The sequence below is a fragment of the Phycicoccus sp. Soil802 genome, assembly GCF_001429605.1.
In the GTDB taxonomy this organism is placed as follows: Bacteria; Actinomycetota; Actinomycetes; order Actinomycetales; family Dermatophilaceae; genus Pedococcus.
This window is the reverse complement of sequence record NZ_LMSS01000003.1, coordinates 347,209-361,223: the sequence shown is the minus strand read 5'-3', so window position 1 is coordinate 361,223 and position 14,015 is coordinate 347,209. Positions and strand designations below refer to the sequence as shown.

Sequence of the window (14,015 nt, the reverse complement as noted above, 5' to 3'; positions counted from 1 at the left end):
GTCGTGGTCAGTCGTCGTGGTCAGTCGTCCTCGTCGGCACCTTCGGGGACCCCACCGCTCGCGGGGTCGTCCACCGCGCCGCCGGTCCCGTCCTCGGTGTGCGAGCCCGGGCCGCCGTCCTGCTGGTCCTCGTCCCGGCCGATGGCCGGGGCGCCGGTGTCCTGCGTCGACGAGCCCCCGTCCTCTGTGGGTGTCGCGTTCTCCGTCATGGTGTGGCTCCTCCTCGTTCATGCGCGGCTGTGGCGTCCGGGTCCTACCCGCGACACCGTCCGCCAAACGCCCACCTGGCCGCGTCGCCGTCGGGTGCCGGCCCCGGTCGAGGTCAGGACCAGTGAGCCGCGGGGGTCGGTCAGGAGCAGGCGGTGACGCGGTAGAGGGTCAGCCGTCCGCCGTGCGCGACGGGCTCGAAGCCGGGATGGCCGGCCACCTCGAGGCCGCGGTACTGCGCCTGGCGGTGGTCGCCCTTCCAGAAGGCCACCGACCCGTCGATGACGTAGCCGACGTCCAGGCGGCGCGCCGCCGCGCAGACCTCCGGCAGGTCCTCGGCGCGGTTCAGGCTGCTGGCCAACAAGACCCGGTCGGGGTCCCAGGACCCGCTCACGTGCGGGAAGACGGCGGCCCGGTCGCCCAGCACGGACGCGAACGGTGAGCCGTTCCAAGGGTTTCCGGCGACGAGCTCCCCCGAGGGGACGAGCTGCGGGAGTCGTTCGAGCATCGCCCGCTCCGCGGGCCCGGCCAAGGACTGCCCGTGGTACCAGGTGGCGACGACGTGACTGTTCCCACCGGCATACATCCCTCCGGTGAGGGTCGCGACGACGGCGGCGAGGCCGCACGTGGCGACCAACGGACGGAGGGCGGGGAAGCGGTGCGAGCGCGCCCTGACGCCACGGACCCCGGCGATGGCGCCGGCCTCGAGGCCGAGCGCCGCAAGCGGCACTGCGGTCACGCCGAGCAGGGCCGCGAACCGGAAGGGGTCGTCGTACCAAGGGCCGCTGAGCGCTCGCGCGACCGGGCCGTCGCTGCCGGCCACGAGGACGAAGGCCCCGCCCGCCGCCGCGTGCGCCAACACCAGCCAGCGCAGCTGCGGTCGCCGCCAGGCCACGACGCACCCGACGAGGACGAGGGCGGCCGCGAGCCAGGGGACGGGCGTGCGCATGGGGGCGGCGCTCACCCACTCCCCCACCGCCTGGGCCAGGCTCTGTCGGGCCGGCCAGCTGGTGTGCCGCGTGGCCGCGAACAACGGTGACCACGCGACGAGCCAGAGCCCGGCCCCGACAAGGGCGGCAGCTCCACCGAGTGCCACGAGCCGCGGCTGCGCGCCCGCACGCGCGGACAGGCCCCAGTGGCCGAGCGCCACGAGGGCCATGACGGTGACGTAGATGAGCCCGCTGAGCACGGCGTTGGGGTGGGCGAGGGCCAGCCCGGGCAGCGCCACCGCACCGAAGACGCCGGCCCGCCACCTGTCGAAGCCGTCCGTCTGGCCGGCGCGGTCACGAGGGACGAGGAGCCGGGCTGCGCAGGCCAAGGTCGCGGGCAGGAGGGCGTTGGCGAGGGCGTTCGGCCACAAGGTGCCGTAGGACAGGAGGAGGTAGGGCGAGGCCCCGAACGCCGCGGAGAGCACTCCTGCCGCGAACAGCGCCCCTGGGCGCGAGCCTGCGACCTGGCGCGCGAGCAGGACGCAGCCCAGTGGCCAAACCAGGGCCGAGACGACCACCGACACGGCCGACACCGCGACGACGATCGGTGCGCCGCTGACCTCGGCCACGAGGACCACCAGACCGTGCCACGCCGCTGGGTAGAAGGCCGACGAGTTCCCAGGCGCGGCAACGGTTCCCATCGTCAGCGACGACGCGTCGTGGGTGTGCAACGCCTGCCAGACCGCGCTCAGGTGGAAGACCGCGTCGAACGTCTGGGGGAACACGTCCGGCTGTCCGATGCCATGGACCACGGCCAGCGCGGCGCACATGCCGCCCGCCGCGGCGCCGGCCAGCCCAGCCACCACCGATGGACAGCTGGTCCGCGACGGCGCCGTGCCGGGAAGCACCTTGGAGACTGCGACCGCGATCCCCGCGGTGACGACGGTCCCCACCACGACGGCAGCCACGCCGAAGGGGACGCCCACCAGCCCGGCAGCCACCGCGGTGCAGGCCACCGTCGTCACCGACAGGGGCGGCGCGAGCCCGATGGCGGTCAGACCACGCAGCCCCGCCGCGACGGCGACCAGCAGGCCGGGGACGAGGAGCATGGCCGCGGCCACGGACACTGCCGGGAGGGCCTGGAGCCAGGCGGTCAACCCGCGACCCGCAAAGTCATCACCGCGTCGGTCACCTCGCCGTCGACGACGAGGTGGCCGCGGTCGAGCACCACCCCGCGCGAGCAGAGCTGCTCGACGAGCGGCAGGTCGTGGCTGACCACCACCAGCGTGCGGCCCTCTGCGCCCAGCCGCGCGATGCGTTCGATGCACTTCGCCCGGAAGGCCTCGTCGCCGACGGCGAGGACCTCGTCGACGAGGAAGACATCGGGTTCGGTGTGGACGGCGACCGCGAAGGCGAGCCGCAGGAACATGCCTGAGGAGTAGAACCTCACCTGGGTGTCGAGGAACGGCCCGATGTCGGCGAACTCCACGATCTCGTCGAACCTGGCGGTGATCTGGGCTCGGTCGAGACCGAGGATCGAGGCGTTGAGGTAGACGTTCTCCCGGCCGGTGAGGTCGGGGTGGAAGCCGGCTCCGACCTCGAGGAGACCGGCCAGCCGGCCCCGCACCCGCACCCGACCGGTGTCGGGCGTCATGACTCCGGCCACCAGCTTGAGGAGCGTCGACTTCCCCGAGCCGTTGCGACCGAGCAGCGCGACCGTCTCCCCCTGGGCGATCGTGAGGTCGAGCGGGTGGAGGGCCACGAAGTCGTCGCGCTGCGGCCGACCCTGGAGTGCCCAGACCACGCTCTCCTTGAGCGAGTGGGTATGGCGGAGGCGGAAGTGCTTGGAGACCCCGTGGATCTCGACGGCCGTGCTGCCCACCGTCACAGCTCCTGGGCGAAACGGCCGGAGAGGCGCCGGAAGACCCACTGCCCCAGGGCGACCAGCGCCACCGACAGCAGCAAGGCCGCCACCGCCCTGGGCCCGAGTCCCGGAGGCAGCGAGGAGCCGTTGCCCACCGAGGCGTGTGCCCACGTGCCCCGGTGCACGAGCTCGACCGCCACCGTCAACGGGTTCGCCTGGTAGAGCCGGAACCACACCGAGTCGGAGCCGAGGAGCTCGGCGACCCGCTGCCAGGGGTAGAGCACCGGGCTGGTCCAGACCAGCACCATGAGCACCAGGTCGACGACGTTCTCGACGTCGCGGAACAGGACGTTCACGGACGCGAGGACGAGCCCCAGCCCGAGGGCGAGCAGGGCAGTCAGCGCGAGACCGAGGGCCAGGCAGACAACCCCGACCAGGTCGGGCGACCACCCGGCCGCCACCGCTCCGACGACCAGCACCAGCAGCTGCGGACCGAGGTGGACGCCGGCAACGCAGAGGCTGGCGACGGGGAAGAGCTCGCGCGGCAGGTAGATCTTGCGGACCAGGTCGGCGTTCGCCACGACCGACCTGGTGGCGTTGCCGACCGCCTCGCTGAACGCCGTCATGACGACCAGGCCGCCGAACAGGTAGACGGCATAGTCGCCGATCACGTTCTGCCGCAACAACAAACCCATGCCCACGAAGTAGACGGCGAACTGCACGGCCGGCTTGACGTACGACCAGCCCAGCCCCAGGACCGAGGCGCGGTAGCGCACCCGGAGCTCCTTGCGGACCAGCAGGCCGAGCAGGAACCGGCGGCCCGCCACCCCGCGCAGCCCACCACCGCGACCCTGCTCCAGGAGGGGCGCCTCCGCCGCGGTCACACTCATGCGGTGTCCTCGTCATCGGGCAAGGGGAGGTCGAGGGTCTTGCGCCACGCGTCGACGCCGACGAGGTCCGGGAGGGCGGCGCGGTACTCCGCCGCCAGCCGGGGCCACTCGCGCAGCAGCTGCTGGTGCACCTGCGCTGCGCGGCGGGCGGCGGCCAGCGCACGGGCCCGGTCCCGACGGTGCCACGACACCCCGGTGCCGTCCGTCGTGGACACGAGCGCTGAGTCGAGCCGTGACAGCGACCACCACCCCGCGTCGGCGGCAGGCAGCTCACGCTCGGGGCGGTCCACGCTTCCTGCGGGCACCGGGGTGAGCTGTCGGGCCAGCCCGACTGCGGCGGTGAGCAGCACGGCCGCGTGGCTCGTGGGCTTGGCCGTCCGCGGTTCGCGCTTCCTCGGCTTCGCCGGCCGGACCGCGGCGAACTCACTGACGTCGGCCGCGACGCGGGAGTCGTCGAAGGTCGCGCGCGCGGCACGGACCTCCTGGAGCTGGGTCGACAGGGTTGCGTGGAGGCGGTCGGGGCCGGCCAGCACGTCGACGAGGGCCTGCTCGCGCAGGTGGGCCGCGGAGTACTGCATCGCCATCAGGTGCTTGAGCTGGATCGCGAGGCTTTCCCGCACCATCCGGCCGCCGTGCTCGAACGGCGAGTGGAGCAGGGCGGCGACGAACCGGTTGCGGGCGTGGAAGTACGCCTGCCAGTCGACCGAGTCGTCCTTGTCGGTCCAGGGCACGTGCCACACCGCCGCACCCGGCAGTGACACCGTCGGGAAGCCGGCGGCCGCCGCGCGGAGGCCGAACTCGGCGTCGTCCCACTTGATGAAGACCGGGAGTGACAGGCCCACCTCGCGCAGGACGACGGTGGGGATGAGGCACATCCACCAGCCGTTGTAGTCGGCGGTCGCGCGCCGGTGGAGCCAAGGCGTCGAGCGCAGGTTGGACTGCGACAGGTCGTGGTCGTGCTCGGTCGACGCGGACGGTGTCCACCGGAACTGCCAGGGCGCGACCCGCTCGGCGAACGCGTGCAGCACCGAGCGCTGGTACATCGAGAACATGTGGCCACCGACGACGGTGGGCGTGCGCGCGAAGTCCGCGAAGGTCGCCGCCCGGGCGATCCCCTCGGGCTCACAGACGACGTCGTCGTCGAGGAGCAGGACGTGGTCGCTGCGACCCACGTCAAGGGTCTCGAGCATGGCGCGCGCGAACCCGCCGGACCCGCCGAGGTTGCCCTGCACCAGCACTCGCAGCCGCTCGCCCAGCGAGTCCGCGGCCCGAGGGAACGCCGCGTCCTCACGGACCCGGGCGGAGCCCTGGTCGACGACGACGACCTCGTCGACGACGTCGCGCAGCTCGTCGGCCACCCCGAGCTGGTGGAGGAGGGCGGCGCAGTATGCCGGTCGGTTGAAGGTCGTGATGCCGATCGTCACCGTGCCCTCCCGGGCTGGGACCGCACCCGTCTCGGGCTCGCCCGCGCACCACTCCGCCGTGTCGAGGACGAGCTCGCCGCGCCCGGCGACGAGGTCGAACCAGTACCAGCCGCCGTCGCCGAACTCGGCCAGCCCCAACGGGACCACCGTGTCGGTCCGGTCCTTCAGCGGCCTCGCGGCAACTCGTGCGACGGTGCCGCGAGCCGACGAGCGGTAGACGATCAGCGTGCCCTCACCCGAGGTCTGCACCCGCAGGCTGACCGTCCGCAAGGTGCTCCAGCGCCGCCAGTAGCCCGCCGGGAAGGCGTTGAAGTAGGTGGCGAACGAGGCTCGTTCACCGTGCTCGAGCCGGTAGGAACGCCGTCCGATCACCTGGTCGGGGTTCTGGTCGTAGGGCACCGGCAGGATCGTCTCGCCGTCCTGCACGGCGACCGGCACCTGCTGGCCGTCCACGTACAACGGCAGGACGTCGAGGTCACCGTCGGTCGGGAAGACGACCCGCGCCAGGACCCGGCCGGCCCCGTCAACCGGTGCCGGCGGCACGGCGGGCGTCACGCCGACACCGTGGCTGCGACGCCGCGAGCCCGACGGCCCTGGCCGTGCACCAGATCGGCCAGGTCGTCGACCAGGCGCAGCGCGGACGCGATCGCCATGTGCATGTCGAGGTACTGGTAGGTCCCCAACCGCCCACCGAAGACCACCGAGCGGTCCCGCTCCTCCTCGACCAGCTGGCGGTAGGCCACGAGGCGGGCCCGGTCGGTCGCCGTGTTGACCGGGTAGTAGGGCTCGTCCGACGGCCCGGCGGTGCGCGACCGCTCGCGCACGATCACGGTCCGGTCGGTGCGGTAGTCGCGCTCGGGGTGGAAGTGCCGGAACTCGAGGATGCGGGTGAAGTCGACGTCGGAGTCGGCGTAGTTCATCACCGGCGCGCCCTGGAAGTCGCCCACGGGCAGCACCTCTCGCTCGAAGTCCAAGGTCCGCCACCCGAGCGGCCCGTGCGCGTCGTCGAAGTAGCGGTCGACCGGCCCGGTGTAGACGACCGGCACCTGGCCACGCACGACGCTGCGCGAGAAGGCGTGCCCCTCCGCGAGGAAGTCGGTCTCGAGGTGCACCGAGATCCGGGGGTGGTCGGCCATCCGGCTCAGCCACGCGGCATACCCGTCCGTGGGCAGTCCCTCGTAGCGGTCGTTGAAGTAGCGGTTGTCGTAGGTGTAGCGGACGGGCAGCCGGCTGATCACCTCGGCGGGCAGGTCCTTGGCGTCGGTCTGCCACTGCTTCGCCGTGTAGTCGCGGATGAACGCCTCGTAGAGCGGGCGGCCGATGAGGGACACCGCCTTCTCCTCGAGGTTGCGCGGCTCGTGGGTGAGCTCCGCCGCCTGCAGCGCGACCAGCTCGCGGGCCGCAGCGGGTCCGTGGTTGGCGCGGAAGAACTGGTTGAGCGTGCCGAGGTTGATGGGCAGCGGGAAGACCTCACCGCCGTGCACGGTCCAGACCCGGTGTTGGTAGGAGGTGAAGGAGGTGAACCGGTTGACGTACTCCCAGACCCGCTCGTTCGACGTGTGGAAGAGGTGCGCGCCGTACCTGTGGACTTCGATGCCGGTGTCGGGATCCGTTTCGCTCCAAGCGTTTCCGCCGGGGTGGTCGCGTCGGTCGATGACTGCCACGTCGAGCCCGCGCTCGGCCGCCTGCTCGGCGACGGTCAGCCCGAACAGGCCAGCACCGACGACGACGAGGTCAGCCCTCATCCGACGTTCTCCACCGGGCGACGGCCGGGCGCGCGGACCGGCGCCTCCAGTTCGGCGCACAGCTGCTGCGTCGCACTGACCTCGGTCGTGAACCGGGAGCGGTAGAGCGACCGACGGGCCCCGACCGGGATGACCCGGTAGCCGCCACGCACGGCGATGTTGCGGGCCATCTGTGCCGTGGTCGTGAAGCCCTCGCGACGCAGTCGCCGTTGCAGACCGAGCTCGGAGCGCAGCAGCCGCAGGCCACCGCGCCGGTGGTACGAACCGGCGTCGACGCGGTAGAGCACGAGTGGCTCCTCGACGTTCGTGACCACCGAGCCCGACTCGATCATGCGGGTGAACAGCCAGTAGTCCTCCAGCAGCGGCAGCTCGCGGTAGCCACCGGCCTGCAGCACGGCCGAGCGTCGGTAGACGACCGTGGGGTGGTTGAACGGGCTGCGCAACCGCGCCTCCGTCGCGATGACCGCGGGGTCCGTCGGAGGGATGCGCAGCACACCGCCCGTGGGGCTGGCCTCGCCGAACTCGCGCATGCCGGCTCCGACCAGGTCCGCCCCGGCCTCGATGAGGGGCAGCTGCACGGCGAACCGGTGCGGGAGGCTGATGTCGTCGGCGTCCATCCGCGCCACCACCTCGTGCGCGCAGGCTGACAGGCCGCACTGGAGGGCCTGGGCGAGACCGACGTTGTGCTTCAGCCGCAGGCGACGCACCGGCACGGGGCTGCTCGACTCCGCGCGCTCGAGGGCGGAGGCCAGCTCGGGACCGATCCAGCCGTCCTGGACGACGACGACCTCGGCGGGCCGGACGAGCTGTTCCTGCACCGTGCTCTGGAACGCGCGGGCCAGGTAGTCGGCACGGTCGCCCCGGTAGACGGGCAGGAGCAGGGAGAAGGGGGTGCTCACAGCGACGACGGTAGGGAGCGGGACCAACGGGACGGTGAACTCGACACGTCCTGGGGGTAGACGGTGCGCCAAGGCCACGCACCGGAGTGGGAGTCGACACCCACGCTGCACCCACCGTTCACCCGGAGGCCCCCAGCAAGGAGCCCCAGGCTCCTAGCGTGCAGGGCGTGAGGACCGAGGAGACAGCACGCCGGCCGCGAGTGGTCTGCGTCATCGTGACCTGTGACCGGGCGGCTCTGGTTCGCCGGTGCCTGGAGGCCATTGCCTCGCAGCACCGCCGCCCGGACCACCTCGTCGTGGTGGACAACGGCACGGAGCCCGGTGCGGCCGACGCCCTTGCTGCTACAGGGATCTCACACACCCTGCTCACCTCCGAGACCAACCTCGGCGGCGCCGGAGGCTACGCGTACGGCGTGTTGACCGCACGCGCGCTCGGTGCCGACTGGGTGTGGCTGGCTGACGACGACGGACGACCCGGGTCCCAGTGGACCCTCGGCCGGCTGTTGATGTGTGCGGCCGACCACGAACTCGACGTGGTCTCACCCCTGGTCGTCGACCAGGACGACCCCGACCGGCTCGCCTTCCCCCTCCGTCGCGGGCTCACGTGGGTCCGGCACCGCCGCGAGCTGGGCCACGACGTGCTGGTGCCCGACGTCGCGAACCTTTTCAACGGGGCGCTCTTCTCCGCCAAGGCGATCGACGCGGTCGGGGTCCCCGACCCACGGCTCTTCGTCCGCGGCGACGAGGTGGAGATCCACCGGCGGCTGCGACGCAGCGACCTGCGCTTCGGCACCTGCGCGCCCGCCACCTACCTCCACCCGCAGGGGCACGAGGACTGGCAGCCCATCCTCGGCGGTCGCCTGACCGTCTTGGTCCCGCGCGACCCGGCTCGGCGGGTGGGCACCTTCCGCAACCTGGGCTACCTCACCTCGCAGCCCGGGTTGCGTTGGCGTCGTTGGCCCGACGAGGTGCGCTACGGGTGGTACTTCCTGGTGGACCAGCGCGACCTGAGCGGCTGGAGGCTCTGGCGTCGTGCGAGCCGCGCCGGACGGCACGAGCAGTTCGACCCGCCGACCGCACGTGCGCCCCGACCGCGAGCGATGGTGGCCTGACGCCGGGAGCCGGCACGCGGGGAGCTAGTCCGCCAGGAGGAACGATGTGAGCACCTCCGCCAGCTGGGCCGGGTTCTCCTCAGCCATGTGGTGGCCGGAGTCGATTCGGGCCGACACCACCGGAAGGCGACACCAGTCCCGCCAGATGGCGGCAGGGTCGCCGTAGAGCAGCTCCATGTCGTCGTGGATCGACCAGGCGACCAAGGTGCGGCAGTCGACCAGCCGTCCCGCGTCCCGGTCCTCCTCGGCGTGGCGACGGTCGACGTGGAGGCCTGCTCGATAGTCCTCCAGCATCGCGCGGACGGTTGCGGGGTCCTGGATCGCCCGCACGAGGTCGGCGTGGTTCTCCCGGCCCATGGCCACGGGGTCGGGCGCGTACCACGCGAGAGGGTCGTCGGTGATGACGCGTTCAGCGTGCGGTGACGAGAAGAAGAACCAGTGCCACCACAGCTCTGCGAACCGTGCGTCGGCGCGTTCGAGTGCCTCGACGATGGGTATGCCGTCGAGGATCACGAGGCGTGCCACGTGGGCCGGTGCGTCCATCGCCATCCGGAAGGCGACTCCTTGCCCGCGGTCGTGACCGACCACCGCCCAGGTGTCATGGCCGAGTGTGCGCATCAGGGACACGAGGTCGCCGGCCATGGCCCGGTCGCAGTAGTTCTCGTGGTCGGCGTCGGGCGGCGGCCCGACGGACTGGCCGTAGCCCCGCAGGTCCGGGCACACCACGCTCATCCCCCGGTCCGCCAGGCGAGGGGCGACCTGCCACCACGTCGTGTGCGTCCTGGGGTGTCCGTGCAGGAGGAGGACCGCGGGTCCCGCGCCGCGGTGGTGGCGACAGCGCAGGGTCACGCCGTCAGCCACGTCCACGTGCACCTCGTCGAACCCCTCGAACAACGTGCGGCCCTCCTCCGTCGTCCTGCACCGTCGCGCGCGTCCCCTACGACCTAGGGCTGCACGTCGCGTTCCCAGTAGCGCAGCGCGGCGCACTGTCGGACGAACTTCGCGGCCGCTGACTTGGTCACCTTGATGCAGCCCTCGTCGAGGACGTCGGCCACGCCGGCTGCCGCCAGGAGCGGGGCCGAGGCGGCGTTGTAGCCGATGAACTTGTGGTGTGCGAAGGCGTCGGACACGAAGTCCTTCGCCGTGCTGCGCGCCGCAAGGGCGGCAACCGTCTTCGCCCCCGGCAGGAGGACCACCGCGTCGTAGAGCACTGACGGGCCACCGTCGACCATCTGGTCGGCCGCCAGCACCGACCCGTCACTCAGGGTCACCCCGCCCACGACGGGCGCGATGGTCTCCAGCACCGCACCCGCGTCGGTGACCGCGGCCCTGACCGCCTCCAGCACGGCAGCGTCCGTCCCGTCGGTGACGAGCACCCCGAGCTTGCGACCGGCAAAGCTCTTCGGGCCGTTCTTGAGGATGCTCAGCGCGTCCGACGGGGGAAGGTCCGTGCGTGGTGCCACCGCCGGCACCGCCGGTTCGGGCAATGGCATACCCAGTCCCTCGGCGACGCCGGCCGCGAGGTCGTCGTGCACGTTGCGCAGGTGCGCGAGCATCCGCGTGCGCACCTGCGGCGTCTCGCACTTGCTCAGCTCGAACGTGTAGGCCTTCACGATGTGGTCCTGCTCGACCGGCGTCTGGCTGATGAAGAACTGGCGGGCCTGGCTGTAGTGGTCGGCAAACGTCTCCGAGCGCACCCGCACCTTCGCGCCCTCCACCGGTGCGGCATACGACTGGAGCCCCCCGCCGACGTCGGCGCGGGGTCCGCGGTCAGCGCCCTGGAAACCGTTGGGCTCGTAGTTGACCGGGCCGGTGGGCACGGCCGTCTGCATGTGTCCGTCACGCTGGAAGTGGGCCACCGGACAGCGCGGGGCGTTGACGGGCAGCTGGGTGAAGTTGGTGCTGCCGAGCCGGGAGAGCTGGGTGTCGAGGTAGGAGAAGTTCCGGCCCTGGAGCAGCGGGTCCTCGGAGAAGTCGATGCCAGGGGGGACGTTCATGGTGCCGAACGCGACCTGCTCGGTCTCGGCGAAGTCGTTGTCCACGACCCGGTCGAGGGTGAGGCGGCCGACGACCTGGAGCGGCACCAGCTCCTCGGGGATGAGCTTGGTGGCATCGAGCACGTCGAAGTCGAAGTCGTCCGCGAACGCCTCGTCGAAGACCTGCACCGCGAGGTCCCACTGCGGGAGGTCGCCGGTGGTGATCGCGTCCCAGAGGTCGCGCCGGTGGAAGTCTGGGTCGGCGCCGTTGATCTTCACGGCTTCGTTCCACAGCACCGACTGCAGGCCCTGGAGCGGTCTCCAGTGGAACTTCACGAACTGCGACTCGCCGGCGTCGTTGACGAACCGGAAGGTGTGCACGCCGAACCCCTCCATGAAGCGGAACGACCGTGGGATCGCGCGGTCCGACATCTGCCACAGGGTCATGTGGATCGCCTCCGGGGTGAAGGAGACGAAGTCCCAGAAGCTGTCGTGGGCCGACTGCGCCTGGGGGAAGGCCCGGTCCGGCGACTCCTTGACGGCGTGCACGAGGTCGGGGAACTTGATGGCGTCCTGGATGAAGAACACTGGGATGTTGTTGCCGACGATGTCCCAGTTGCCCTCGGTCGTGTACAGCTTCACGGCGAAGCCGCGCACGTCGCGCGCGAGGTCAAAGGACCCCTTGGCGCCCGCGACGGTGGAGAACCGCACGAAGGCCTCGGTCTTGCCGCCCGGCTTCGCGAAGATGGCGGCCTTGGTGATGGCGGACAGGTCGGCGGTCGTCTCGAAGGTGCCGTGGGCGCCGTAGCCGCGCGCGTGCACCACCCGCTCCGGGATCCGCTCGTGGTCGAAGTGGAAGATCTTCTCGCGCATGGCGAAGTCCTCCAGCAGGGTCGGCCCGCGCTGCCCGGCCCGCAGGCTGTTCTGGTCGTCCGACAGCGGTGCCCCCACGGCCGTGGTGAGCACCGCGCCGCCCTCCACGCCTTGGTGGACCTCCCCGCCTGCGCCGAGGACGTCCACGGCAGGCTTCGACGAACCCTTGCGCTTGCTGGCCTTCTTCGGCATGACACCCTCTCGTCCACGGACCTTCCTTGACGGGTATGCCGTGCCCAGCCCGGTGTGCTTCAAACCTCACCGTGGGCGCCCCGGCGCCGTGCGGGTCCACCTGGCGTTTGGGCGGGGCGCCACCGGGTAGTCCGTGCGCATACTGGACGCACGCGACCCAGGTGGAGAGGAGGTCGGCATGGCCACCCACGAGTGTCCACGCTGCGGGTCCCCGAAGGCCACGAGCGTGATGCTCCCGCCGGCCAAGGGGTCCCACGACGCGCGCCCCCACCCGGCGTTCCGGTGCATGGTGTGCGACACGCAGTGGGCGGACGACGAGCAGTGGGCTCGACTCCATGAGGGCCACCCCACCGAGCAAGACAGCTGACCGGCGCCCCTTCCGAGCTGGCCCACTCAGGCGTAGGGTGATTTTGCTGCCCCAGACCACGGTCGCGACCCGGTGAACCGTCTGGGGCTTTGCGTATCCCCAGATCTCAGGTTCTGCGCCCCGGGGGCAGGTTATGCGCGCCCCTCCCTTCCAGTCCCCCAAGGTCGAGGGGCGCGCTCCTGTCCATGCCCTCCCTGTGCGCGGGCGCTACCCCTGGGCCCGTGCGTCTGCCGCACTTCAGGTCCGCGCTGACCACCTAGGCGTGGCGGGCGAGGGTCTCGTCAGGGTCGAGCAGGTCGAACACGCGGCTGACCATGCCCCGGCCGCCCACGAGCACCATGGTGCTGCTGGAGTCCTGGCTGTTGGCCTCGAGCACGGCATCGACGCACCAGGAGTCGCAGAACTCCAGACCCGAGACGTCGACGGCCAGCACCCCCCGGTTCATCGCGAGCGCCGTGGCGAGGCCACGCGCCAGGACGTCGCGGGTGCTGATGTCGGCTTCACCGGTCAGCGCCAGGACCCAGAGTGCCCCTTGGTCGTCGTGGGTCACCCTCAGGGGCGACTCCGGTGCGGGCGCCACCGACCAGGGCGGCACCAGGTGGAGGACCGGCCTGGCGTGGAAGGGCTGGGTGTTCATCATGGGCTCCGCCGATAGCAACTGTCGCGACCGGGGTCCGGGGTAGCCTCGCCCATCACAGTACGCCTCCTCACGCCGAGACAACACCACCACTGAGGGGTCTACGCTGAGCTCGTGGCACACCAGAGGCGGTCGCCCGCCAGCGAACGTCCGAGTCCCTGAGATGCCGGACGCAGCCGCACGGGTCGCGCGGGCCAACCGGCTCATCGACGCGGAACAGTCGCCGTCACCCGAGCCAACACCCTTCGGCCGGATGGAACGCCTCTGCTCGGCCCTGTCCCGCAACCTGCCCGCGTCCGGTGTGGGGGTCAGCGTGCTGACCGAGGACAGCCACCTCGGAGGCACCATCGCCGCCTCGGACGTCGTCAGCCGTCGGCTGGACGAGCTCCAGTTCACCTTGGGCGAAGGTCCCTGCATCGAGGCCTACGCGTCGCGTCGCCCGGTCCTCGAACCTGACCTGCTCGGGCACGGGAGCACCCGCTGGCCGGGGTATGCCGCCGCAGCACAGGACGAGGGGGTCCGGGCGGTGTTCGCCTTCCCGCTCCAGATCGGCACGGCTCGAGCCGGGGCGATGGACGTCTATCGTCACGAGGCGGGCGGGCTCACCCAGGGGGCGCTCTCCCAGGCGCTGACCTTCGCCGACATAGCCATGCGGCTGCTGCTGGACTCGCAGACGGCGACCCAGGCCGGAGGCGCCGCCGACCTGGACGACGCACTCGCCTACCGGCTCGAGGTCTACCAGGCCCAGGGCATGGTCATGGTCGACCTCGGGGTGAGCCTGGACGAGGCGATGGCCCGACTGAGGGCGCACACCTACGCCCACGAACGCACCCTCACCGATGTCGCCCGCGACATCGTGGAAGGTAGCCTGAGGTTGAGCAAGGACGAGCCGTGACCCGG

The 14,015-nt window shown here is 71.6% G+C and carries 13 protein-coding genes; 3 read left to right on the top strand and 10 right to left on the bottom strand.

Annotated elements, in window-relative coordinates; genetic code table 11:
• Nucleotides 1-20 precede the first annotated feature (20 nt).
• From ASG91_RS08335 to ASG91_RS08305, 7 genes are all read right to left on the bottom strand, one after another.
• On the bottom strand, nucleotides 21-209 hold the full coding sequence (locus tag ASG91_RS08335; RefSeq protein ID WP_056922158.1) for a hypothetical protein: 189 nt from the start codon (nucleotides 207-209) through the stop codon (nucleotides 21-23).
• Between the two features lie 140 nt (nucleotides 210-349).
• A complete protein-coding gene (locus tag ASG91_RS08330; RefSeq protein ID WP_056922157.1) occupies nucleotides 350-2,293 on the bottom strand; it encodes a DUF6541 family protein in 1,944 nt (647 codons plus the stop codon).
• Complete coding sequence (locus ASG91_RS20600; RefSeq protein WP_056922156.1) at nucleotides 2,290-3,018, bottom strand: ABC transporter ATP-binding protein; 729 nt, start codon at nucleotides 3,016-3,018, stop codon at nucleotides 2,290-2,292. Before ASG91_RS20600 ends, ASG91_RS08330 begins: the two co-directional genes overlap by 4 nt.
• A 2-nt stretch (nucleotides 3,019-3,020) precedes the next feature.
• Nucleotides 3,021-3,890, bottom strand: coding sequence for an ABC transporter permease (locus tag ASG91_RS20595; RefSeq protein WP_056922155.1), 870 nt, complete (start codon nucleotides 3,888-3,890; stop codon nucleotides 3,021-3,023).
• The gene (locus tag ASG91_RS08315; RefSeq protein ID WP_200961264.1) at nucleotides 3,887-5,869 is read right to left on the bottom strand and encodes a glycosyltransferase; all 1,983 of its coding nucleotides are present in this window, start codon (nucleotides 5,867-5,869) and stop codon (nucleotides 3,887-3,889) included. The genes ASG91_RS20595 and ASG91_RS08315 overlap by 4 nt, the downstream gene beginning before the upstream one ends.
• The gene (gene glf / locus ASG91_RS08310; RefSeq protein ID WP_056922154.1) at nucleotides 5,866-7,059 is read right to left on the bottom strand and encodes a UDP-galactopyranose mutase; all 1,194 of its coding nucleotides are present in this window, start codon (nucleotides 7,057-7,059) and stop codon (nucleotides 5,866-5,868) included. The genes ASG91_RS08315 and glf overlap by 4 nt, the downstream gene beginning before the upstream one ends.
• Nucleotides 7,056-7,958 carry a glycosyltransferase gene (locus ASG91_RS08305; RefSeq protein WP_157581704.1) on the bottom strand — a complete coding sequence of 301 codons (903 nt, stop codon included), beginning with the start codon at nucleotides 7,956-7,958 and terminating at the stop codon, nucleotides 7,056-7,058. Before ASG91_RS08305 ends, glf begins: the two co-directional genes overlap by 4 nt.
• A gap of 167 nt (nucleotides 7,959-8,125) precedes the next feature.
• Here ASG91_RS08305 and ASG91_RS08300 point away from each other — a divergent pair, with 167 nt between their 5' ends.
• Nucleotides 8,126-9,070 carry a glycosyltransferase gene (locus tag ASG91_RS08300; protein ID WP_056922329.1) on the top strand — a complete coding sequence of 315 codons (945 nt, stop codon included), beginning with the start codon at nucleotides 8,126-8,128 and terminating at the stop codon, nucleotides 9,068-9,070.
• A gap of 24 nt (nucleotides 9,071-9,094) precedes the next feature.
• Here ASG91_RS08300 and ASG91_RS08295 read toward each other — a convergent pair whose 3' ends face one another.
• Together ASG91_RS08295 and ASG91_RS08290 are read right to left on the bottom strand one after the other, a co-directional pair.
• Nucleotides 9,095-9,964: an alpha/beta fold hydrolase gene (locus ASG91_RS08295; protein WP_056922153.1), complete on the bottom strand. Its 870-nt coding sequence runs from the start codon at nucleotides 9,962-9,964 to the stop codon at nucleotides 9,095-9,097.
• A 50-nt stretch (nucleotides 9,965-10,014) separates the two neighbouring features.
• Nucleotides 10,015-12,111 carry a catalase gene (locus ASG91_RS08290; RefSeq protein ID WP_056922152.1) on the bottom strand — a complete coding sequence of 699 codons (2,097 nt, stop codon included), beginning with the start codon at nucleotides 12,109-12,111 and terminating at the stop codon, nucleotides 10,015-10,017.
• Between the two features lie 178 nt (nucleotides 12,112-12,289).
• On the opposite strand from ASG91_RS08290, the gene ASG91_RS08285 reads away from it, so the two are divergent.
• Nucleotides 12,290-12,478 carry a hypothetical protein gene (locus ASG91_RS08285; RefSeq protein WP_056922151.1) on the top strand — a complete coding sequence of 63 codons (189 nt, stop codon included), beginning with the start codon at nucleotides 12,290-12,292 and terminating at the stop codon, nucleotides 12,476-12,478.
• 256 nt (nucleotides 12,479-12,734) lie between these two features.
• Here the strand turns inward: ASG91_RS08285 and ASG91_RS20880 are convergent, their stop codons facing one another.
• Complete coding sequence (locus ASG91_RS20880; RefSeq protein WP_162257521.1) at nucleotides 12,735-13,115, bottom strand: STAS domain-containing protein; 381 nt, start codon at nucleotides 13,113-13,115, stop codon at nucleotides 12,735-12,737.
• 163 nt (nucleotides 13,116-13,278) lie between these two features.
• Here ASG91_RS20880 and ASG91_RS08275 point away from each other — a divergent pair, with 163 nt between their 5' ends.
• A complete protein-coding gene (locus tag ASG91_RS08275; protein ID WP_056922149.1) occupies nucleotides 13,279-14,010 on the top strand; it encodes a GAF and ANTAR domain-containing protein in 732 nt (243 codons plus the stop codon).
• Nucleotides 14,011-14,015: the final 5 nt, after the last annotated feature.